This window comes from Pseudomonas sp. A2 (genome assembly GCF_023100865.1).
GTDB lineage: Bacteria > Pseudomonadota > Gammaproteobacteria > Pseudomonadales > Pseudomonadaceae > Aquipseudomonas > Aquipseudomonas asiatica.
Map to the genome: position 1 here is coordinate 4,504,440 of NZ_CP039127.1, position 21,222 is coordinate 4,525,661.

The window sequence follows — 21,222 nt, forward strand, 5'->3', positions numbered from 1 at the left end:
TCAAGCCTCTGTGAATGCATTCATCATGTGTTCGATATCGCTCAGGCCATCGTCGGAGAGCGACAGGCCCTGCTCGTCCAGTGCCTGGGCGAACGCGCGTAGTTCGGGGTGGCTGAAGATCAGCCGCAGGGGTATGTCCAGCCCCAGCTCGACGTTGATCCGCGACACTGCCTGGGCCGCCAGCAAGGAGTGGCCGCCCAGCTCGAAGAAGTTGTCGCTCAGGCCGACCCGGGCAACGTTAAGCAACTGCGCCCAGATGTTCGCGAGCTGCTGCTGCCGCTCGGTCTGCGGCGCCTGGTAGTCATGCTGTGGCTGGTTCGGGTCGGGCAGCGGCAGCGCCTTGCGGTCGAGTTTGCCGCTGGGGGTCAGCGGCATGCTCGGCAGGGTCACCAGGTAGGCCGGGATCATGTAGTCCGGCAGGCTGGCCTTGAGGTACTGCTTCAGGGCCTGGCGCAGATCGCCGCGGTAGCCTTCGGCCGGCACCGCATAGGCGCATAGCTGCTTGCCACCGGGCAGGTCGATGGCCAGCACGGTGGCTTCGCGAACGTCCGGGTGCGCCCGCAGGTACTGCTCGATCTCGCCCAGCTCGATACGGAAGCCGCGCACCTTCACCTGGTGGTCGACCCGCCCGCGATAGGCCAGCTGGCCGTTTTCGTCGTAGCAGCCGAGGTCGCCGGTGCGGTACAGGCGGCCACCGCCAACCGGGTCGAACGGGTCGGGGATGAAGCGCTCGGCGGTGAGTGACGGCCGCTGGTGATAACCGCGCGCCAGGCACCCTGCCCCGCCGATGAACAGCTCGCCGGGCACGCCCACCGGTGTCGGCGCCAGTCCATCGTCCAGAGCATGCAGGGTACGCCCCGGCAAGGCACGGCCGATCGGTACGCCGCCCAGGCTGATCTGCTCCACGGTCATCTGCGAACAATCGTAGGTGGTGGCGACCACGGTGGCTTCGGTCGGGCCGTAGGTGTTCAGCAGGCGCACTGCTGGCGGGCCATCGGCCAGCCAGGCGCGCAGGGCATCTTCCGGCACCGCTTCTCCCCCCACGTGAATCTGCTTCAGCCGGCCATAGGCCGCAGGGGCTCGGCGCTCCAGCGCCAGCAGGCGCCAGTAGGCCGCCGGCAGGTCGGCCACGGTCACGCCGTGGCGGTTGATCTCGTCCAGCAGGGTGGCGGTGTCCCACAGCCGCAGGTCGCGCAGCACCACACAGGCGCCCTGGGCCAGCGGTGGGAAGAACTGCTCGATGAAGCCATCGAAGCTGATGGTGGCGAACTGCAGCACGCGATCGCTCGGGGTGAGGCGCGAATAGTCGCCGGCCACCTGGCAGAACAGCGACAGGGCATGGTGGTCGATGGCCACGCCCTTGGGCATGCCGGTGGAGCCGGAGGTGTAGATGACATAGGCGAGGTTGTGCGGTGCCGCCAGGTTGGCCAGCGGTTCGGCGGGCCAGGCTTGCAGCCACTCGGTGCCCGGCTCCAGTACCACGCAGGGCAGTTGCTTGCCCAATTGCAGGCGCTCACGCGAGGGCACGTCGGCCAGCAGCAGGCCGATATTGCTGTCCTCGACCATGTAGACCAGGCGTTCTTGCGGGTAGTCCGGGTCCAGTGGCACATAGGCGCCACCCGCCTTGTGAATGGCGATCAGCGCCAGGGCCATGCCCAGGCCGCGCTCGACAGCCACGCCAACCAGGCAGTCCGGCCCCACGCCCAGCGCCCGAAGGCGGTGAGCCAGCTGGTTGCTGCTGCGGTCCAGTTCGGCGTAGGTCATCTGCTGGTCGTCGAAGATCAGCGCCAGCGCATCCGGCCGCTCGTGGGCCTGTCGCGCCAGCAGCTGGTGCGCACACAAGCCGCTGCCAGCCTGGGGCGCCGGGTTCCAGCCGTGGGTCAGCTGCTGGCGTTCGCTACTGCCAAGGAAATCCAAATCGGCAATGCAGCATTGTGGTTCGGCGCAGATGGCTTCCAGCAGTGCTTGCCAATGCCCGGCCATGCGCTCGATACGTGCGGCATCGAACAGGTCGGTGGAATAGTTGAACGAGGCCGTCACGCCATCGGAGCGCTCCAGGGTGTTGAGCGATATGTCGTACTGCGCGCCCGGCTCCAGCAGGTCCACTTCCTTGACCTGCAGGCCGTGCAGGGCATCGCTGGACACCTGCTCGCCGAGGTCGCGCAGGTGGTTGTACAGCACCTGGAAGATCGGGTTCACACCCTGGTCACGCTCCGGATACAGCGCCTCGGCTACTTCGAGGAACGGCACATCCTTGTTGGCCTGGGCCTGCAGGGTGGTCTCCTTGATCGCCGCCAGCAGCTGCGAGAACGGCTGGCTGCCATCGACACGGATACGAGCCACGACCACGTTGATGAAGAAGCCGATCAGCCCTTCAAGCTCCAGGCGGTTGCGGTTGGTGACCGGCACACCGATGTTGAGCGTGCCCTTGCGGCTGTAGCGCGACAGCACGATGGCATAGGCCGCCAGGAACACATGGAACAATGTGGCGTTGGATGCCACCGCCAGTGCCCGCAGGCGCTCGGTGAGGGCCTGTGGCAGGCGCACGTCGAAGCGGCTGCCCTGGTAGCTTTTTACCTGCGGGCGAATGCGGTCGGCAGGCAGTTCCAGCACTTCGAAGTCGTCTTCCAGGCGGGCCTTCCAGTAGTCGATCTGCGCCTGCATCTGCCCCTCGGCCAGCCACTTGCGCTGCCAGGCGGCGAAGTCGGCGTACTGCACCGGCAGCGGCTCGACGGCTTGCGCCTGGCCCGTGGCGGCGGCGTTGTAGGCGGCGGCGAACTCGCGCACCAGCAGGCTCATCGACCAGCCATCGGAGACGATATGGTGCAAGGTCAATGACAGCAGGTGCTCCTGCGCATGCACCTTGAACAGCCGTGCGCGCAGCAGCGGGCCGTGCTCCAGGTCGAACGGGACGAAGGCTTCGGCTTCCAGCTTGCGCATCTGCGCGGCGTGGTCCTGGCCGCTGAGGTCTTCGAAACCGATCGGTACCGTGGCAGCCGGCAGGATGCGCTGCCAAGGCAGGCCGTCGGCCTCGACGAAAACAGTGCGCAACGATTCGTGGCGGGTTACCAAGGCATCCAGCGCAGCCTGCACGGCGCAGTGGTCGAGGTGGCCCTGCATGCGCACGGCCATCGGCGTGTTGTAGGCCAGGCTTTCGGGGTTGAGCTTCCAGAACAGCCACTGGCGGTTTTGCGAGCGGGACACCGGCAGGGGTTGCTGGCGATCGAGGATCTCGATGTCCAGGCCTGCGCCCTGCTCGCCTTCGGCCACTGCCTGGGCAAAGGCCTGCAGGTCGACGGTGTCGAACAGGCTGCGCAGCGGGATATCCACGCCCAGCTGCTTGCGTATCCGCGATATTGCCTGGGTGGCCAGCAGCGAATGGCCGCCAAGGACAAAGAAGTTGTCACCCAGGCCTACCTGCGGTACTTGCAGGACTTGCGCCCAGATCTGTGCCAATTGCGTTTGCAGCGGGGTCTGCGGCGCTTGATAGGCCACCTGGGTGGCGGCGGGTTCCGGCAGCGCCTTGACGTCGACCTTGCCGTTGACCGTGACCGGCAGGTGCTCCAGCACCATCAGGTGGGTCGGCACCATGTGCTCGGGCAGCAGGCTCTTGAGGCTGGCGCGGATCGATTCCTGCCAGGCCAGGCTGTCGGCCGGCATCTGGCTGGGCACCAGCCAGGCAGCCAGTTGCAGTTGCGGCGCCTGGCCATGCACGCGCACCAGGGCATTGGCGACACCGCCCAGGGCACGCAGCTGGTTTTCGATTTCGGCCAGTTCCACGCGATAGCCACGGACCTTGACCTGGCCATCCATGCGCCCGGCGAACTGCAGGTCGCTGCCTTGGCGAACCCAGTCACCGCTGCGGTACAGGCGCTGGCCGTGGCCGTTCGGGTCGGGAACGAAGCGCTCGGCGGTGAGTGCCGGGCGGTTCAGGTAGCCACGGGCCAGGCCGGCGCCACCGATGTACAGCTCGCCCTTGGCTTTGGCCGGCAGGGGTTGCAGGCAGCGGTCGAGCACCGCGACGCGGGTGTTGGCCAGTGGCTGGCCGAGGCTGGCCTGCCCGTTCAGTTCGGCGACCAGCACACCGACGGTGGTCTCGGTCGGGCCGTAGTGGTTGAACACCTTGAGCGCCGGGGCCAGGTTGCGGACCTTGCCCAGCAGGCTCGGGCTGATGGCCTCGCCGCCGAGCACCAGGCACTGGGCCGGCAGCGCCGAGCGGCCAGCCACCAACATGGCCTCCAGGTGCGACGGTACGATCTTCAGCGCGTCTACCTGGTGCTCGGTCAGGTAGGCGGCGAAGCCTTCGGCATCCAGCACCTGCTCGCGTAGCAGCAAATGCAGGGTGTGGCCGCCGCACAAGGCGCCGAACAGCATGGTGTGGCCGAGGTCGGCAGCCGGGGTCGAGACCTGGGCCATGCTGCGGATACGCTCGAGCGGCAGGCGCGCGGCGATGCCTTCGACGTAGTTGGCCAGGGCGCCGTGGCTGATCGCCACGCCCTTGGGCTGGCCGGTGGTGCCGGAGGTGTAGATCACGTAGGCCAGGTTGGCCGGCGCCGGGGCGATGCGGGCGGCGCTGCCGCTGCCGGTTTGCGCCCAGTCCAGGCGCTGCACGCCCTCGGGCAGTTCGGCCTGCCAGTTACCGGGCGCCAGTACAAGGCGCGTACCGCTGTCGGCGAGCATGTAGGCCAAGCGTTCGGCCGGCTGCTCGGGCTCCAGTGGCAGGTAGGCGCCACCGGCCTTGAGCACGCCGAGGATACTGGCGAGCATGCCGACACTGCGGTCGGCCAGCACGCCGACCAGTGTGTCCGGCCCTGCTCCGGCTTCCACCAGCCGGCCTGCAATTGCTTCGGCGCGGGCATCGAGTTCGGCGAAGCTGGCCTGCTCGCCCGCAGCCATCACCGCCGTGCGTTCGGGGTGGCGGCTGGCGGCCGAGGCAAAACGCTGGTGAACCAGCAGCGTTGCGTCAGCCTGCGCAGGCGCGCCAATGGCAGGGGCCAGGCCTGGCAATGGCAGCTCGCCGACTGCGCCACCCGCTTCGTCGGCCAATGCCTGCACCAGGGCCAGCCACTGCTCGCCAAGGGCTTCGACGGTGGCCGTATCGAACACGTCGGTCGCATAGGTGAACGCTGCGTGCAGTTGCCCCGCTCGCTCATGGGTGTCCAGCGCCAGGTCGAAGCGGGCGCTGTGCTTTGCCAGGTTGACCGGCGCCAGGTGCAAACCGGAGCGGGTCTCGATGGCCTGCACATCCGCCACCTGCGCCTGGTGGTTGAACAGCACACGGAACAGCGGGCTCTCGCTGCTGCGCGGCAGGTCCAGGGCTTCTACCAGTTGCTCGAACGGCAGGTCCTGGTGGCTTTGCGCGCCTAGGGCGGTTTCGCGCACGCGCTGGAGCAGGCCGGTGATGTCCAGCAGTGGGTCGATTTCGGTGTGCAATACCTGGGTATTGATGAAGCAGCCGATCAGCCCTTGGCTTTCGGCGCGGTTGCGGTTGGCGATGGGCACGCCGACACGGATCGCCGACTGGCCGCTGTAGCGCTGCAGTAGCAGCTTGAAGGCGGCCAGCAGGACCATGAACAGGGTGACGTTATGCTTGCGTGCCAGGCCGCGCAGCCGTTCGACGACATCCGCGGCGATGGGGAACTCGTGACGCGCGCCACGATAGCTGGGGCGGCCCTCGCGGCTGCGGTCCAGTGGCAGCTCCAGCGGCGAATGGTCATCGCCCAGGCGCGCCTGCCAGTAGGCCAGCTGGCGCTCCTGCTCACCGGCCTGGAGCCAGCTGCGCTGCCACAGGGCGTAGTCGCGGTACTGGATCGGCAGCGGTTCCAGGCGGGCTTCGCTGCCGGCCACGGCGGCGTCGTACAGGTGCAGGAATTCGTCGATCAGCACGTTCATCGACCAGCCGTCGGCGACGATGTGGTGCAGGGTGAGCAGCAGTATGTGCTCCTCTGCCGCCAGTTGCAGCAGGCGCACACGCAGCAGCGGGCCGCTGGCCAGGTCGAAGGGGGCCAGGGCTTCGGCTTCGGCGATGGTTTCGATGGCGGCCTGACGGGCGCCCTCGTCCAGGCCGGCCAGGGCATCCTGGTGCAGCTGCAACGGGGCGGCGCTGGCCTCGACCTGCTGGCGCACGTCATCGCCGTCGGCGACGAAGCGGGTGCGCAGGGTTTCGTGGCGGGCCACCAGGGCATCGAAGGCGTGCTGCAGGGCGGCCAGATCCAGCGAGCCATTCAGGCGCACGGCCATGGGCAGGTTATACGCCGCGCCTTGCGGGTCGAGCTGCCAGAGGAACCACATGCGCCGCTGGGCGTACGACAGCTGGTCACGCTCGGCCACCTCTACCCCGGGCGCAATCGGCAGCACGGAAAAATCCATGCCCTCGCCCTGCAGCGCCTTGAGGAACAGGCGGCGCTTGTCGGGGCTGAGTTCGATGAAGCGGCGGGCGAGCTTGAGCGTTTGGTCGGCATTCATGTCGAGCGGTGTCCTGGCAGTCGAGCGGTAACTGTCAGACGAAGGTGTGGGGGGGTGATTTAGTGTGTATGGCACCGGCTGCGCCGGTGATCGCCGGCAAGCCAGCTCCCACACCGACCGCGCTGGGAGATTGCCCAGATCTTCGGGTTGCACAGTCACATAGGGAACAAGGTTCGAGAGGGTGTCACATTCACTGTGGGAGCGGGCGCGCCCGCGAAGGGCCTAACGCGGTGTATGGCACCGGCTACGCCGGTGTTCGCGGGCGCGCCCGCTCCCACAGAGCCCCGCTAAATCAATGACTTATGTGTTGTTCTATGGAGCGGGCATGCCCGCTAAGAGACCGGCATTGCCATCAATAAAATAACGTAGTCCAAATCTCTATCCCTTGTAGGACTCTTCCTAAACCCCCGCCACCCCGAAAATACCCGCCAACCGCCTGCTAGGTTCCTGGCTTCCACCTGAAAAAGAGGCGAGCCATGAGCATGCGCATGAACATCTTCGGCCGATACCAAGGCCTGGACGGCGACGAAACCACCACAGGCGCCATCTGCATTGCCAGCCAAGCGAGGGGCCGTGTGCATGGCAGCAACTGGCTACTTCAAGGCGACCCGACCACACCCTGCCCGCTATGTGGACAAACGGGCACCATCGTCGAGGGCGAAGTCCGCTGGCGGCAGGATGGTATTCCCACGGCTCTGGACGGAGCACTGGTGCAATGCGGGTGCCCACAGGGCAGCAATCGCCTGGTTGCAAGTGGGTACGCACCTCCGGCTTCGCGCGGGGCACCCGCATCTGAGCCTGTTCGTGAGGCACCAGCACACGCCCAGACGCGTAACACAATAAGAAGTACCTATCAGCCTGAGGCGGTTCAGCCCTCGCCCATTCCTCAAGGCATGGAACCCGGCTTCTACATCGTTCCGCGCTGCATGTCATACCAGGAAGTCCTGGCAGAGCTGGGCGCGCCGCAGGCCAACCTGCCTCGGTCAATTCTGGAGCGGCTGAATCCGACCTATCAGCAGGGGTTCAAGGCGGGCGAGATCTTTGTCATTGGCGATGGTTACAGTCGCCCGGCCTGCACCCGTGAAGAGCAATATGCGATGAGTGCGGCTAAACAGGCGCGAGAGGACTTGGCAGATCTCACGCCGGAAGAAGCTGACTTCATGATGCGTCACTTGCCTGAAATAGCAGGTTTGTTGAGCAGTACCAGCTTGGCAATGGGAGTGAGCGGCGCCATGATGGCTCAGGCGCTAGATGATCTTAGCGCGACGTTGCGCAAGATCGAAGAGCTGCACCAGCATCAGTTTTCCAAGCATGGACATCTACGTAGTCCGGAGTTTTTTGCTGAACGTAGAAAGCTACTCGGACAATTGGATGCGCAACTGAAGATGGGCTTTCTTAACAAGCACATGAACCTCGGAAGCCATGACAGATTACGGGGCGACTTAGGCATTTCCTCAAAAAGCCTAGTACATCACTGGAGCAAGGCTGGAGCACCCGGGGGCATCCGTGGATATTCAACGCATCTGGACAAGTTGACACGTTTATCTAACTACCTAAAAAAAGGTGGATATGTAGGGCTGGCGATCGGTGGTGGATCGTCTTGGCTGAAAACTCAAGAGGTATGTAGATCAGGCAATTCTCAATCATGCAGAAAAATAAGATTCACTGAGATAGGCAACTTTTCAGGAGGACTAGCAGTAGGTGCCGCTGCGGGAGTAGCTGGAAAAGCGATAGCAGGCTTTGCCTGCGTGAGCCTTGGGCCCATAAGTGGAGCAGCATGTGCCATTGCAGTCGTCGGTGCTAGTTCGTACGCCGGGAGCGTAGCTGGCATGAGCATGGGCGAGTACATAGGGGAAGAGCTCTATGAATTAACCGAACATGAATGAATTTCTGGAGTCTCTCTGGGGTCTGGGATTTCTGGCCATGCCTTTCGCACTCTCTTTAGCAGGACTGTCAATGACAGCGCAACTCGCTTACCTGCCTAACTACCGGAATATCCAGCACGCCTTGAGTAGAAGTGAATGTTTGAAACGAGCTACGCATTGGTGGGGAGAACGTAGTTTTTATTCAAGGGTATCAGTCGTAGCCACACTGAGCGGAATCGCGCTAGACCCCGAATTCTTCTTGAAAAGAGGACTTCTCGATCAAAATGATGCTTCTAGTTTTCCAACCAACTTAAAAACCAAAATGCGTATTGCATTCTGTTTATTGCTAGCAGCATTTGCCTGGGCAGTGTTAGCCGCCGTACTGATCAAACTGAAGCGCATGCAATTCTGGAGTTAACTCGACCGAAGCATAGCCCATGGGAGAGGCCGAGTGCTGCAAGGGAACATACAGCAGCGATAGACAGCTGTATGTTCCCTTGCAGCACCAAGGCTCTGTGTAAAAAGTCTTGAGACGAAGGTAAGGCAAAGCAAGCACAGCCGAGGAACGGACTGGTGCAGTCATAGGGGCATTACCACAACAAAACATGTAGTCCAAATCCCTATTCCTTGTAGGCCCCTTCCTAAATCCCTTCCACCCCGAAAATACCCGCCAACAGCCTGCTAGGTTCCTGGCTTCCACCTTAAAAAGAGGCGAGCCATGAGCATGCGCATGAACATCTTCGGCCGATACCAAGGCCTGGACGGTGACGAAACCACCACAGGCGCCATCTGCATTGCCAGCCAAGCCAGGGGCCGTGTGCATGGCCGCAACTGGCTGCTTCAAGGCGAGCCGACTAGACCCTGCCCGCTATGTGGACAAGCGGGCACCATCGTCGAGGGCATTGCAGGCATGGGCGGCGGCGAAGAATTAGGTGAAGTAATCTTCGAGGTCTTTTAAGATGATTGATCATCTGGACATAAAATTAAGGCTATTTATAGTAGCCTCACCTTTCTGCCTCGGCTTGACCGCACTTGCAATGGACTTTCACATTGCAATTTCTCAGCAATATAAACAAATGGTCACAGCACTTCACCGAAGCCCATGTCTTTCATACGCCATAACCCTTTGGGGAGAGAAAGGCATACGTTCAAGAATGCTGGTGATTTTCATGGTAGCAGGCGCCATCACTTTCCCAATTTCAAGTATTCGCAGAGGCCTACTTGACAAAGAAGATTATGAGCAATTCCCCAAGCCATTGAAAACCAAAATAGTTATCGCATCATGGTTAAGCACAACCGGATTCACTTGGCTAGTCATAAACTACTTCATTATTTAGCCACAACAGAGACAACGCAATGCACCATCTGAGAGTTCGCCAAACAATAGGCAGTCAATGTATGCGAAGGTGATGCGTGCGGGCTGCAAAATTCACAAATAACTTGGGCAAATGTTATGTGGTTAATTGCTTGCTGGATGCCTATGGCCGCGCTCTTTGGATTCTTGTCAGGTTACGCACCATTCACGAAATAACTCGATCAGCCAGACCTTGCTTGCTGGAACCTGCCCCAGATGAACCCATTCCCACAGGAGTTGTGCATACCCTGAGGCATGCACAATCCCTGTAGGAGCGGCTTTAGCCGCGAAAGGGCCAGCCCAGCCAATACAAGGATCAGCGCAGCAAACCCAACTCGGCATCATCCAGCAGCGCCTTGGCCATGGCTGCGAAGTAATGCGAAGCCCAGAGCATCTGCTGATCGCCATCCATCAAGCCGGTCAGTGACAAGTCGCGAGCATAGCCCATCAGTTCCGAGGCTTGCTCCCGGGCGCTGCGGCAGGGGATGCCCTCAGCGATACGGAACAGCGGATGGGTTTGGCCTTCGCCTTGGTAGAAGTAGGTAACGCCGGGGGTGGTTTTGGTTTCGTTTGTCATGGGTTCTCCTGAATGTAACGACAAACCCTGAAATGCTTACTACAGGTTTCCACACCCGATCGCTGAACCGTCAGCGACGGGCACAGCCTAGAGAGCGGGATTTGCAGGAACAATCAGACGCATGTCGACAGAGGTTGTAGGATATTTCGCAGGGGTGGAGTTGCCAGTCCCGAGGCGTAGGAAGAGTCTGGGATTGTTGTAGGTTGCTGGGGGCATGTCTTGAGAATGCATCTGGGCTGACAGGTGTTCGCCATAACCCTTTCAGTGCCTATGAGATCGAGCGCCGCCCGCGCGGCGCTTCGCGGGACAAGCCCGCTCCCACATTTGTTGCAACGTGCCGAACCTGTCAGGCCATGGTTGCCAGCCTTGGTGGGTTGACTGGATTTCTGAGTTGGCATTGCTGCCGCATCACCTGTCTCAAGCCATGCACCCAGGCTGACAACGCCTCTCCCACAGGCATGGCCACGTTGCAACAAATGTGGGAGCGGGCTTGTCCCGCGAAGCGCCGCGCGGGCGGCGCTCGATCTCACAGACACCACACCTCTCAAGGCAGGCACATGGCAGCCCTCACTCCCGAATCAGCCCAACCCCTCGCTATACCCCTGCGCCATCGCCACCACCACCTTGCGCTTGCCGGTAAACGGCGACCGCGCATGCGCCGCAAGCATGTTGTCCAGCATCAGCACATCGTTTGCCTGCCACGGAAAGCTGATGGTGCATTCGTCCAGCACCCCGCGCACTTCATCGAGCAGCGAATCCTCGACGGTAGTACCGTCGCCGTAATACACGTTACGCGGCAGGTCCTCTTCCTCGACGATGTCCATCAACGACTCGCGCACTTCTGGCTGCAGGTTCGACACATGGAACAGGTGCGCCTGGTTGAACCACACATCCTCCCCGGTCACCGGATGGCGCGCCACCACCTGGCAGCGCTGGCGGGTGCGCAATTCGCCATCATCCTTCCAGATGCACTCGATGGCATGCGCCCGGCAATAGGCCTCGACCTGGCGCGGGTCTTCAGTGTTGAACACCTGCGACCACTCCACATCAAGGCCGTTGCCGTAGTTGCGCACGTACATCAGCCCCTTCTCCACCAGCCGCTCACGAATGCGCACCGGCATGCGCCGGTACACCTCGCGGCTGTCGGCAATCGGCGTCTCGCCACCGGTCTCGGCGGGGATCACGCTGTAGAACCAGATTTTCATTGGCCATTCCAGGGTATAGGCCTGCTCGTTGTGCAGGGGGATGCTCTGGTGCGCCGGGTACTCGGTGGAGGTGTACACGCCCTTGGTCACGTTGCTGCGCGGGGTGGAGCCAAACTCGTAGTTGAGCAGCGGGTGACCGAAAGAAGCAGCGAACTGGCGGAAAGCTTCGGCACCACCCACCTCGAAGCCGCGAAACAGAATACCGCCAGCCTGCAGCAGGTGCCGGTCCACCAGCGGCTGCAACTCGGCAAAGGCTTCCAGCAGGTCGAGACCCGGCTCCGGCGCGCGCACCAGCAGCGGCAGGTTGCCGCGTGCAGCGTCCAGGGGTTCGATCGCAAAGCTCAGCAGTTCACTCATGTCCGGTCACCTCAGGCCAGGGCCGCATAGGCGGCGAAATCGGGATGTGCGCCATGGCGGCGCCTGACTGAATGAACGAGCGGGCGCCAGGGAAATTCAGCTGGGCCGTACGCACAGGTAAAGCCGGCGCGCGCCGGTTCGTCTGAACGATGTGCACCCTTCTATCGCCCAGGAACCGTACATGACTCGCCAGCTTCTGCTCCTCGCCCTGCTCGCCGTGGCCCCTGCCGCGTGGTCGGCAGAGCCATGCGCCGTGGAAATCCATGGCACCGACCAGATGACCTTCGACAAGGCCGCCATCACCGTGCCCAAGGCCTGCGCCGTGTTCACCGTCACGCTCACCCACCCTGGCGACATGCCGAAGAACGTGATGGGCCACAACTGGGTGCTGAGTACCCAGGCCGACATGCAAGGCGTGCTCGACGACGGCCAGAAAGCCGGCGAGGCACTGGACTACGTGAAGCCCGGCGACACCCGGGTGATCGCCCACACCCGCCTGATCGGCGGCGGTGAAACAGACAGCATCAGCCTCGACGTCCGGTCGCTGAAGGCAGGTACCGCGTACAGCTTCTACTGCTCGTTCCCGTTCCACGGCACCTTGATGAAAGGCTCCCTGACCCTCGGCAGCTGACCCGCCCCCACCTCACCAGCGAGATCACGCTTCATGAAAACCTCCTCCCCCGGGGCCATCCGCGAATTGCTGGGCCTGCTGAAACCCTACCGCCCGGCGGTAATCGTCTCGGTGCTGCTGGGCATGCTCGGCGGCCTGGCCGTGACCGCCCTGCTGGCCACCGTCAACCAGGGCCTGCATGCCGCTGGCGGCATGAGCCAGGGCGTGATCCTGGCCTTCGCCGGCCTGTGCGTGCTGGCCTTGGTCAGCAGCGTGGCGGCCGACAGCGGTACCAACTACGTTGGGCAGAAAGTCATCGCCAGGCTGCGCAAGGACCTCGGCGCCAAGGTGCTGTCAGCGCCGATCGAGCAGATCGAGCGCTACCGCACCCATCGCCTGATCCCGGTGCTGACCCGCGACGTCGACACCATCAGCGACTTTGCCTTCGCCTTCGCCCCGCTGGCCATCTCGCTCACCACCGTGACTGGCTGCATGGCCTACCTGGCCTGGCTGTCGTGGCCGATCTTCCTCATCACCCTGGCGGCCATCGGCATTGGCAGTGGCATCCAGTACGTGGCCAGGCAGAAAGGCGTGGCCGGCTTCAACGCCGCCCGCGATGCCGAAGACAACCTGCAGAAGCACTACTCGGCCATCGCCGAGGGCGCCAAGGAGCTGCGCATCGACCGCCGCCGCCGCCACGCCATGCTGACCCGTAACATCCAGGGCACCGCCGACTTCATCGCCAACACCCATATCCGCGCCATCAACATCTTCGTCGCGGCCAAGAGCCTGGGGTCGATGCTGTTCTTCGTGGTCATCGGCCTGACCCTGGCCCTGCAATCGCTATGGCCGAGCAACGACCCGGCGGTGATGAGCGGCTTCGTGCTGGTGCTGCTGTACATGAAAGGCCCGCTGGAAACCTTGATCGGCAACCTGCCGATCCTCGGCCGCGCCCAGGTGGCGTTCCGCCGCATTGCCGACCTGTCCGAGCGCTTCTCCTCGCCCGAGCCGCACCTGCTGCTGGAGCCGCCGGTCAAGCGCACCGCCCCGGCCAGCGCGCACCTGGAACTGCACAACGTCGAGTACGCCTACCCGCCGGTGGACGGCAACGAGCCGTTCCGCGTGGGGCCGGTGAACCTGAGCATCGAACCGGGCGAGATCCTGTTCATCGTCGGTGAGAACGGCTGCGGCAAGACTTCGCTGATCAAGCTGCTGCTCGGCCTATACACCCCGCAACGCGGCGAAGTGCGCCTGAACGGCAAGGCCGTCGGCCCGGAGGGGCTGGATGACTATCGCCAGCTGTTCACCACGGTGTTCGCCGACTACTACCTGTTCGACGACCTGCCCGAGCATGAACACAGCCTGCCCAGTGATGCCACGCGCTACCTCGAGCGGCTGGAGATCGCCCACAAGGTGAGCGTACGCGACGGTGCCTTTACCACCACCGACCTGTCGACCGGCCAGCGCAAGCGCCTGGCACTGGTCAATGCCTGGCTGGACGGGCGACCGGTGCTGGTGTTCGACGAATGGGCGGCGGACCAGGACCCGACCTTCCGCCGGGTGTTCTACACCGAGCTGCTGCCGGACCTGAAGCGTTTGGGCAAGACCATCATCGTGATTTCGCATGATGACCGGTATTTCGATACGGCGGACAAGGTGGTGCACCTTAGCCGGGGGAAAGTGGTGGAGGCGTTGGAGCCGGCTTGAGACAGCAAAGGGGGGGCTGCGCGCCCCTCATCCACCACAATCTATAATCGTTCTATAGTCTGTCTATAATTCCCTATAAACACCGCGCCTCTCAGATCTATAATGCCTCTATAATCAATCTATAATCGACTATAAATTGAAACGGAGGGGCCGAGATGCCTGAAACTGTCTATTACCGCCCGGCGCTTGCGTCCCGCCTGTCGAAATTGATCCTGCAAGTCGCCGTGGGTAGCGCAGCAAGCTCTGGTGTGTTTCTCGCTGCGCCACGACGTACCGGGAAATCCACCTTTGCCCGCGAAGACCTGCGCCCGGCCCTCGAAACAGCCGGGGCCATTGTGCTGTATGCCGATCTGTGGAAAGACCTGACCAAGGATCCCGGGCAAGTCATCGTAGAAGCGGTGCGTGAGGCGGTCGGGCGTAACGAAGGCTTCATCACGCGGCTGGCAAAGTCATCTGGCATGGAGAAGGTCACTGTCGGCGGCCTGAATTTCAGCGTGGACAAGATCGGGCTGGGGCAAGATGTCGACCTGACCACCGCCCTGGCGGCGCTCTCCGATGAGTCCCGCAAGATCATCGTGCTGATCATCGACGAAGCACAGCATGCAATCACGACCGAGCAAGGAATAGCGGCGCTGTTCGCCCTCAAGGCAGCCAGAGACGAACTCAACAGTTCGAAGCACCATGGCTTGCGCATCGTCTGCACCGGTTCAAACCGGGACAAGCTGGCCATGCTGCGCAGCAGCAAGGACCAGGCGTTCTTCGGCGCCTCCATGGTGCAGTTCCCGACCCTGGACCAGGACTTCATCGACTGGCTGTGCGCCAATATCGACCTGCCATGCGCACTCGATTCAACGGAGGTGTTTCAGCTCTTCAAGGAAAGCGGCTATCGCCCAGAGCTATTGGGTGCGGCCGCGGATGAAATCCGCTTCGACTTCGGCATTGAACCCGAGGCCATTCCGGCACGGTTCAGAGAGCTTGTCCAGGCACAAGCCAATGACTTGAACGCAAACCTGAAAAAGGTGATCCACAGCCTCACGCCTATCCAGGCTGCGGTTCTACGTGTCATGTGCGCAAAGGGGAACGACTACGCGCCGTTCGAGGCCCCGACCATGGCACTGTACGCCAAAGCGATGGAACAGGCTGGCGTGGATGCGAGCGAAGTGAAGGCCGAGGTACCGGGGGTGCAGCAAGCGCTTATCGCCTTGCAGGACAAGAATCTGGTGTGGAAAGCATCGCGGGGGGTGTACGCGGTAGATGAACAGGTGATAGTCGATATCGTGCGAGCGGACGGTTTGCTGGAAGGTCTTGCCTGAGTGGTTTTCTGAGAGGACGCCGGGGGCGCTTTGCGCCCCTATCGCGACACAAGGCCGCTCCTACAGGAGTACTCGATCACCTGTAGGAGCGGCCTTGTGTCGCGATGGGCTGCAAGGCAGCCCCAACAGGCAGAAATCAGAACAGCCAGTGATACAACAGGTACACCACCACCGCCGCCAGCACCGGCCGCAGCACGCGGTAGGCCTTGGGGTTGGCGCGCTTGAACTGCTTGACCTGGCTACTGATCCGGTTGCTGAAGCGCTTGCTCCAGGCGTAGGCCTGGTTGATCCCGCCCACACGCTCGTCGTCGGTGTTCTGCGGCGCGGTGGCACGGCCGAGGAAGGCGCTGACCTGGCGGTTGATGCGGGTCATCAGTGGGCTGCTCAGCGGGCGTTCGATGTCGCAGAACAGGATCACCCGGGTAACGTCGGTCTCGTTCTTGACCCAGTGCACGTAGGTTTCATCGAACATCACGTCCTCACCGTCACGCCAGGCATATTCCTCGCCATCGACGTAGATGCGGCAAGCATCGGAGTTGGGGGTGGACAGGCCCAGGTGGTAGCGCAGGGAACCGGCGAACGGGTCGCGGTGCGGGTTCAGGTGGCTGCCGCCGGGCAACAGGGCGAACATCGCGCCCTTGACGTTGGGGATGCTGCTGACCAACTCGACAGTACGCGGGCACAGGGTTTCGGCAGAAGGCAACGGTTTGTCGTACCACTTCAGGTAAAAGCGCTTCCAGCCTTTCTTGAAGAACGAACCGAAGCCTGCGTCGTTATCCTTCTCGGCGGCGCGGATGTAACCTTCGTCGAACAGGCGCATGGCCTCTTCGCGGATTTCCTGCCAGTTGTCCTTCAGCACATCCAGCTCGGGGAAGCGCTGGCGGTCCAGGTAGGGCTTGGACGGTACGCCGGAAAACAGGTACATCAGGCTGTTATAAGGGGCGAACAGCGCCGAATGGTTGACGAACTGGCGCAACACCGGCAAGCGAGCCTTGCCGCGCAGGTGCACGAACAGCACGCTGCCAAAAAACACCAGCAAGACACCCGCCTTGGCTGCAAAGGAAAAGGTCATGCTTTCACTCCTTGAGGAAGAAACAGGGCCATTCGCCCTGCTCTCCGATAAATCATCCTGCCATCATAAACTGATGCCGCCGGGGTAAAAACAGCCTGGGCGGCAACTCAATCATGAAGATTTTGCAATAAACCAAGCCGCCAAACGTTGCGCCGGATCAGCGGCAAGGCCATTACTGCTGGTTTTCCTGCTCGCTGAACAGGTCGCTGAACAGCATGCTCGACAGGTAGCGCTCGCCGGAGTCCGGCAGAATCACGACGATGGTCTTACCCTGCATTTCCGGCTTTTCGGCCAGGCGCACGGCCGCTGCCATCGCCGCACCACAGGAAATGCCACAGAGGATGCCCTCTTCCTGCATCAGGCGGATGGCCATGGCCTTGGACTCTTCGTCGGTCACCGTTTCCACCTGGTCGACGATCGACAGGTCGAGGTTCTTCGGCACGAAGCCGGCGCCGATGCCCTGGATCTTGTGCGGGCTGGGCTTGAGCTCTTCGCCGGCCAGGGTCTGGCTGATAAGCGGCGAGGCCACTGGTTCCACCGCCACCGACAGGATCGCCTTGCCCTGCGTGTGCTTGATGTAGCGCGAAACACCGGTGATGGTGCCGCCGGTGCCGACCCCAGCCACCAGCACGTCGACCGCGCCGTCGGTGTCGTTCCAGATTTCCGGGCCGGTGGTTTTTTCGTGGATCGCCGGGTTGGCCGGGTTTTCGAACTGGCCCGGCAGGAAGTACTGGGCCGGGTCGGAGGCGACGATTTCGTTGGCTTTCTCGATGGCGCCCTTCATGCCCTTGGCCGGGTCGGTCAGCACCAGCTCGGCCCCCAGCGCCTTCAGCACCTTGCGGCGCTCCAGGCTCATGGACGCGGGCATGGTCAGCATCAGTTTGTAGCCACGGGCTGCGGCGACGAAGGCCAGGCCGATGCCGGTGTTGCCCGAGGTCGGTTCGACGATGGTCATGCCCGGCTTGAGCTTGCCGCTGCTTTCGGCGTCCCAGACCATGTTCGCGCCGATGCGACATTTGACCGAATAGCCCGGGTTACGCCCTTCGATCTTGGCCAGGATGGTCACGCCGCGCGGGGCAATGCGGTTGATCTGCACCAGCGGCGTGTTACCGATGGAATGGGCGTTGTCTGCAAAGATACGGCTCATGGCAGGGGTCCTTGGCATGAAAAAAAGCAGGGAAAGACCTCAAGGGTAAGCCCGCACCGGTGGCCCGTAAAGCCTGTTCGAACTCACGCGGACTCGTTGCGGTCAACCGCATATCCTGCGTTGGAGACACTTCGATGAGAGCCCGTTATCGCTGGCCGTTGATCGGCCTGGCCAGCCTGATCGTGCTGTTGCTGGTGCTGCACCTGGCCCTGCCCTATCTGGTGCGCGACTACCTCAATGACAAACTGGCCGACATGGGCGACTACCGTGGCCAGGTGGCCGATGTGGACCTGGCCTGGTGGCGCGGTGCATACCAGATCAACGGGCTGAAGATCGTCAAGACCACCGGCAAGGTGCCGGTACCGTTTCTCGATGCACCGCTGATCGACCTGTCGGTGAGCTGGCACGCCCTTTGGTACGACCGCGCAGTGGTTGCCGAAGTCATATTCGACCGGCCGGAACTCAACTTCGTCGATGGCGGCAACAAACAGAACTCGCAGACCGGTCAGGGCACCGACTGGCGCCAGCAACTGGAAAAACTGCTGCCGATCACCCTGAACGAGGTTCGCATCGACAACGGCGTGCTGACTTTCCGCAACTTCAACTCCAAACCACCAGTCAACCTCAAGGCCACTCAGCTCGATGCGAGTATTCGCAACCTCACCAACATTCGTGACGAAAAGGGCCGACGTGATGCCAGCTTCGATGGCACGGCGCTGATCGTAGGCGACGCCAAGGTGGAAAGTCGCGCCACCTTCGACCCGTTCAGCGATTTCGACGACTTCGAGTTCCGCCTGCGCGCCACGGGTATCGAGCTGCGCAAGCTCAATGACTTCGCCAGCGCCTACGGCAAGTTCGATTTCAATGCCGGGCACGGCGATGTGGTGATAGAGGCCGAGGCGACCAACGGGCGATTGAACGGGTACATCAAGCCACTGTTGCGGGATGTGGATGTGTTCGACTGGCAGCAGGATGTGCAGGAGAAGGACAAAGGCTTCTTCCGCTCGGTCTGGGAAGCGCTGGTAGGTGCAACCGAGACAGTATTGAAGAACCAGCCGAAGAACCAGTTCGCGACCCGGGTAGAGCTCAGCGGCAGCGTGCACAAACAGGATATCAGCGCCTTCGAGGCGTTTCTGCAGATACTGCGCAACGGGTTCATCGAGGCGTTCAATGCGCGGTATGAGCGTGATGCGCCGGATTCCGACTAGGATCGAGTGACGGGGCATTCAGGGACTGAATACCTGGTCTGCGTTTCCAGTCGGCGAACCCCGCGTTATAGTCGGTGACAAATCGAAAATATGTGCTGCCTGTGCTGGCCTCTTCGCGGGTAAACCCGCTCCCACAGGTATTCCACAAACCTCAGAAAAGGTGGGGTAACTGTGGGAGCGGGTTTACCCGCGAAAGGGCCGGTGCAGGCTTCCAGCAGAGGACAGACCCATGAAGTTCGAAGGCACCCGCGACTACGTCGCCACAGACGACCTGAAACTGGCGGTAAACGCGGCCATCACCCTCGAACGCCCCTTGCTGGTCAAGGGCGAACCCGGCACCGGCAAGACCATGCTCGCCGAGCAGCTGGCAGCCTCGTTCGGTGCGCGCCTGATCACCTGGCACATCAAGTCCACCACCAAGGCCCACCAGGGCCTCTACGAGTACGACGCGGTCAGCCGTCTGCGTGACTCCCAGCTGGGCGTGGACAAGGTCCACGACGTGCGCAACTACCTGAAAAAGGGCAAGCTGTGGGAAGCCTTCGAGGCCGAGGAACGGGTCATCCTGCTGATCGACGAAATCGACAAGGCCGACATCGAGTTCCCCAACGACCTGCTGCAAGAACTCGACAAGATGGAGTTCTACGTTTACGAAATCGACGAGACCATCAAGGCCAGACAGCGCCCGATCATCATCATCACCTCCAACAACGAAAAGGAGCTGCCGGACGCCTTCCTGCGCCGCTGCTTCTTCCACTACATCGCCTTCCCCGACCGCACCACCCTGCAGCAGATCGTCGACGTGCACTACCCGAACATCAGCCAGTCGCTGGTCAGCGAGGCGTTGGACGTGTTCTTCGACGTGCGCAAGGTACCAGGCCTGAAGAAAAAGCCGTCCACCTCCGAACTGGTCGATTGGCTCAAGCTGCTGATGGCCGACAACATCGGTGAAGCGGTGCTGCGCGAACGCGACCCGACCAAGGCCATTCCACCGCTGGCCGGCGCGCTGGTGAAGAACGAGCAGGACGTACAACTGCTCGAGCGCCTGGCCTTCATGAGCCGGCGCGGCAACCGCTGACAGGAGCCGGGCCATGCTGCTCAACCTGTTCAATGAAATGCGCGCGGCCAAGGTGCCGGTGTCGGTACGCGAACTGCTCGACCTGCACCAGGCCCTGCAAAAGCGCGTGGTGTTCGCCGACATGGACGAGTTCTACTACCTCGCCCGCGCCATCCTGGTGAAGGACGAGCGCCACTTCGACAAGTTCGACCGGGCCTTCGCCGCCTACTTCAAGGGCCTGGAGAACCTCGACCGGCACATCGAGGCGCTGATCCCCGAAGACTGGCTGCGCAAGGAATTCGAGCGTTCGCTGACCGACGAGGAACGCGCGCAGATCCAGTCGCTGGGTGGCCTGGACAAGCTGATCGAGGAGTTCAAGAAGCGCCTCGAAGAGCAGAAGGAACGTCACGCCGGCGGCAACAAGTGGATCGGCACCGGCGGCACCAGCCCGTTCGGTTCGGGCGGCTTCAACCCCGAGGGCATCCGCGTGGGCGAGGCCGGCAAGCGCCAGGGCAAGGCGGTGAAGGTGTGGGACCAGCGCGAATACAAGAACCTGGACGACCAGGTGGAGCTGGGCACGCGCAACATCAAGCTGGCTTTGCGCCGGCTGCGCAAGTTCGCCCGTGAAGGCGCCGCCGAAGAGCTGGACATCGACGGCACCATCGACCACACCGCGCGGGATGCCGGGCTGCTGAACATCCAGATGCGCCCCGAGCGGCGCAACACGGTGAAGCTGCTGTTGCTGTTCGACATCGGTGGTTCGATGGACGCCCACGTCAAGGTCTGCGAAGAACTGTTCTCGGCGTGCAAGACCGAGTTCAAGCACCTGGAGTACTACTACTTCCACAACTTCGTGTACGAGTCGGTGTGGAAAAACAACCTGCGCCGCACCTCGGAGCGCTATTCCACCTTCGACCTGCTGCACAGGTACGGCGATGACTACAAGGTTGTGTTCGTTGGCGATGCGGCCATGGCGCCCTACGAGATTACCCAGCCGGGGGGCAGCGTGGAGCACTGGAACGAAGAGGCCGGGTATGTGTGGATGCAGCGTTTCATGGAGAAATTCAGGAAGATCATCTGGATCAACCCGTACCCGAAGCAGGCCTGGGACTACACCGCATCGACCCACCTGGTGCGGGACTTGATCGAGGACAAGATGTACCCGCTGACCTTGCAGGGGTTGGAGGAAGGGATGCGTTACTTGTCCAAGTGATTTTGCCAGTGCCGGCTCTTTCGCGGGTCAACCCGCTCCTACAGGTCCCGCACAGGCCTCCCGGCTTGCGCCGTA

General features: G+C 62.3%; 15 protein-coding genes. 10 read left to right on the forward strand and 5 right to left on the reverse strand.

Annotation, left to right across the window (positions count from 1 at the left end; genetic code table 11):
* Positions 1 to 6,465 carry a non-ribosomal peptide synthetase gene (locus E5221_RS20805; RefSeq protein ID WP_247846381.1) on the reverse strand — a complete coding sequence of 2,155 codons (6,465 nt, stop codon included), beginning with the start codon at positions 6,463 to 6,465 and terminating at the stop codon, positions 1 to 3.
* Positions 6,466 to 6,941: 476 nt separating this feature from the next.
* Here E5221_RS20805 and E5221_RS20810 point away from each other — a divergent pair, with 476 nt between their 5' ends.
* From E5221_RS20810 to E5221_RS20825, 4 genes are all read left to right on the forward strand, one after another.
* Complete coding sequence (locus E5221_RS20810) at positions 6,942 to 8,351, forward strand: PAAR domain-containing protein (protein WP_247846382.1); 1,410 nt, start codon at positions 6,942 to 6,944, stop codon at positions 8,349 to 8,351.
* Positions 8,344 to 8,748 (forward strand): hypothetical protein, encoded by a 405-nt coding sequence (locus E5221_RS20815; RefSeq protein WP_144084442.1) that lies wholly within the window; start codon positions 8,344 to 8,346, stop codon positions 8,746 to 8,748. The genes E5221_RS20810 and E5221_RS20815 overlap by 8 nt, the downstream gene beginning before the upstream one ends.
* Before the next feature lie 300 nt (positions 8,749 to 9,048).
* Positions 9,049 to 9,288, forward strand: a complete 240-nt coding sequence (locus E5221_RS20820; RefSeq protein WP_061552654.1) for a hypothetical protein — start codon at positions 9,049 to 9,051, stop codon at positions 9,286 to 9,288.
* 1 nt (position 9,289) lies between these two features.
* Positions 9,290 to 9,667: a hypothetical protein gene (locus E5221_RS20825; protein ID WP_013973740.1), complete on the forward strand. Its 378-nt coding sequence runs from the start codon at positions 9,290 to 9,292 to the stop codon at positions 9,665 to 9,667.
* Between the two features lie 333 nt (positions 9,668 to 10,000).
* Here the strand turns inward: E5221_RS20825 and E5221_RS20830 are convergent, their stop codons facing one another.
* Together E5221_RS20830 and E5221_RS20835 are read right to left on the reverse strand one after the other, a co-directional pair.
* A complete protein-coding gene (locus E5221_RS20830) occupies positions 10,001 to 10,261 on the reverse strand; it encodes a DUF3077 domain-containing protein (RefSeq protein WP_247846383.1) in 261 nt (86 codons plus the stop codon).
* 578 nt (positions 10,262 to 10,839) lie between these two features.
* Positions 10,840 to 11,823 (reverse strand): TauD/TfdA family dioxygenase, encoded by a 984-nt coding sequence (locus E5221_RS20835; RefSeq protein WP_247846385.1) that lies wholly within the window; start codon positions 11,821 to 11,823, stop codon positions 10,840 to 10,842.
* 181 nt (positions 11,824 to 12,004) lie between these two features.
* On the opposite strand from E5221_RS20835, the gene azu reads away from it, so the two are divergent.
* The 3 genes from azu (at position 12,005) to E5221_RS20850 (ending at position 15,453) form a co-directional block, all read left to right on the forward strand.
* Positions 12,005 to 12,454, forward strand: a complete 450-nt coding sequence (gene azu / locus E5221_RS20840) for an azurin (protein ID WP_025340201.1) — start codon at positions 12,005 to 12,007, stop codon at positions 12,452 to 12,454.
* Between the two features lie 33 nt (positions 12,455 to 12,487).
* Positions 12,488 to 14,140, forward strand: a complete 1,653-nt coding sequence (locus E5221_RS20845) for a cyclic peptide export ABC transporter (RefSeq protein ID WP_015271335.1) — start codon at positions 12,488 to 12,490, stop codon at positions 14,138 to 14,140.
* Positions 14,141 to 14,295: 155 nt separating this feature from the next.
* Positions 14,296 to 15,453, forward strand: a complete 1,158-nt coding sequence (locus tag E5221_RS20850) for an ATP-binding protein (RefSeq protein ID WP_247846386.1) — start codon at positions 14,296 to 14,298, stop codon at positions 15,451 to 15,453.
* A 136-nt stretch (positions 15,454 to 15,589) separates the two neighbouring features.
* On the opposite strand, the gene E5221_RS20855 is transcribed toward E5221_RS20850, so the two are convergent.
* Both E5221_RS20855 and cysK read right to left on the reverse strand, forming a co-directional pair.
* On the reverse strand, positions 15,590 to 16,525 hold the full coding sequence (locus E5221_RS20855; protein WP_015271337.1) for an aspartyl/asparaginyl beta-hydroxylase domain-containing protein: 936 nt from the start codon (positions 16,523 to 16,525) through the stop codon (positions 15,590 to 15,592).
* A gap of 172 nt (positions 16,526 to 16,697) precedes the next feature.
* The gene (gene cysK / locus E5221_RS20860) at positions 16,698 to 17,672 is read right to left on the reverse strand and encodes a cysteine synthase A (protein ID WP_247846388.1); all 975 of its coding nucleotides are present in this window, start codon (positions 17,670 to 17,672) and stop codon (positions 16,698 to 16,700) included.
* 134 nt (positions 17,673 to 17,806) lie between these two features.
* Here cysK and E5221_RS20865 point away from each other — a divergent pair, with 134 nt between their 5' ends.
* The 3 genes from E5221_RS20865 to E5221_RS20875 all read left to right on the forward strand — a co-directional run bounded on the left by E5221_RS20865 (position 17,807) and on the right by E5221_RS20875 (position 21,147).
* Entirely contained in the window at positions 17,807 to 18,880 is a 1,074-nt protein-coding gene (locus tag E5221_RS20865; RefSeq protein ID WP_247846389.1) for a DUF748 domain-containing protein, read from the forward strand.
* A gap of 229 nt (positions 18,881 to 19,109) precedes the next feature.
* Complete coding sequence (locus tag E5221_RS20870; protein ID WP_013973748.1) at positions 19,110 to 19,955, forward strand: MoxR family ATPase; 846 nt, start codon at positions 19,110 to 19,112, stop codon at positions 19,953 to 19,955.
* A 13-nt stretch (positions 19,956 to 19,968) separates the two neighbouring features.
* Positions 19,969 to 21,147, forward strand: a complete 1,179-nt coding sequence (locus E5221_RS20875; protein WP_247846390.1) for a VWA domain-containing protein — start codon at positions 19,969 to 19,971, stop codon at positions 21,145 to 21,147.
* Positions 21,148 to 21,222: the final 75 nt, after the last annotated feature.

What these genes read in the sequence shown, in the direction of transcription:
- E5221_RS20835 (WP_247846385.1), bottom strand. Translation starts at nt 11,823, where the DNA reads ATGAGTGAACTGCTGAGCTTTGCGATCGAACCCCTGGACGCTGCACGC.
- E5221_RS20830 (WP_247846383.1), bottom strand. Translation starts at nt 10,261, where the DNA reads ATGACAAACGAAACCAAAACCACCCCCGGCGTTACCTACTTCTACCAA.
- E5221_RS20810 (WP_247846382.1), top strand. Translation starts at nt 6,942, where the DNA reads ATGAGCATGCGCATGAACATCTTCGGCCGATACCAAGGCCTGGACGGC.
- E5221_RS20870 (WP_013973748.1), top strand. Translation starts at nt 19,110, where the DNA reads ATGAAGTTCGAAGGCACCCGCGACTACGTCGCCACAGACGACCTGAAA.
- E5221_RS20850 (WP_247846386.1), top strand. Translation starts at nt 14,296, where the DNA reads ATGCCTGAAACTGTCTATTACCGCCCGGCGCTTGCGTCCCGCCTGTCG.
- E5221_RS20805 (WP_247846381.1), bottom strand. Translation starts at nt 6,465, where the DNA reads ATGAATGCCGACCAAACGCTCAAGCTCGCCCGCCGCTTCATCGAACTC.
- E5221_RS20815 (WP_144084442.1), top strand. Translation starts at nt 8,344, where the DNA reads ATGAATGAATTTCTGGAGTCTCTCTGGGGTCTGGGATTTCTGGCCATG.
- E5221_RS20845 (WP_015271335.1), top strand. Translation starts at nt 12,488, where the DNA reads ATGAAAACCTCCTCCCCCGGGGCCATCCGCGAATTGCTGGGCCTGCTG.
- E5221_RS20865 (WP_247846389.1), top strand. Translation starts at nt 17,807, where the DNA reads ATGAGAGCCCGTTATCGCTGGCCGTTGATCGGCCTGGCCAGCCTGATC.
- E5221_RS20825 (WP_013973740.1), top strand. Translation starts at nt 9,290, where the DNA reads ATGATTGATCATCTGGACATAAAATTAAGGCTATTTATAGTAGCCTCA.
- E5221_RS20875 (WP_247846390.1), top strand. Translation starts at nt 19,969, where the DNA reads ATGCTGCTCAACCTGTTCAATGAAATGCGCGCGGCCAAGGTGCCGGTG.
- azu (WP_025340201.1), top strand. Translation starts at nt 12,005, where the DNA reads ATGACTCGCCAGCTTCTGCTCCTCGCCCTGCTCGCCGTGGCCCCTGCC.
- E5221_RS20820 (WP_061552654.1), top strand. Translation starts at nt 9,049, where the DNA reads ATGAGCATGCGCATGAACATCTTCGGCCGATACCAAGGCCTGGACGGT.
- E5221_RS20855 (WP_015271337.1), bottom strand. Translation starts at nt 16,525, where the DNA reads ATGACCTTTTCCTTTGCAGCCAAGGCGGGTGTCTTGCTGGTGTTTTTT.
- cysK (WP_247846388.1), bottom strand. Translation starts at nt 17,672, where the DNA reads ATGAGCCGTATCTTTGCAGACAACGCCCATTCCATCGGTAACACGCCG.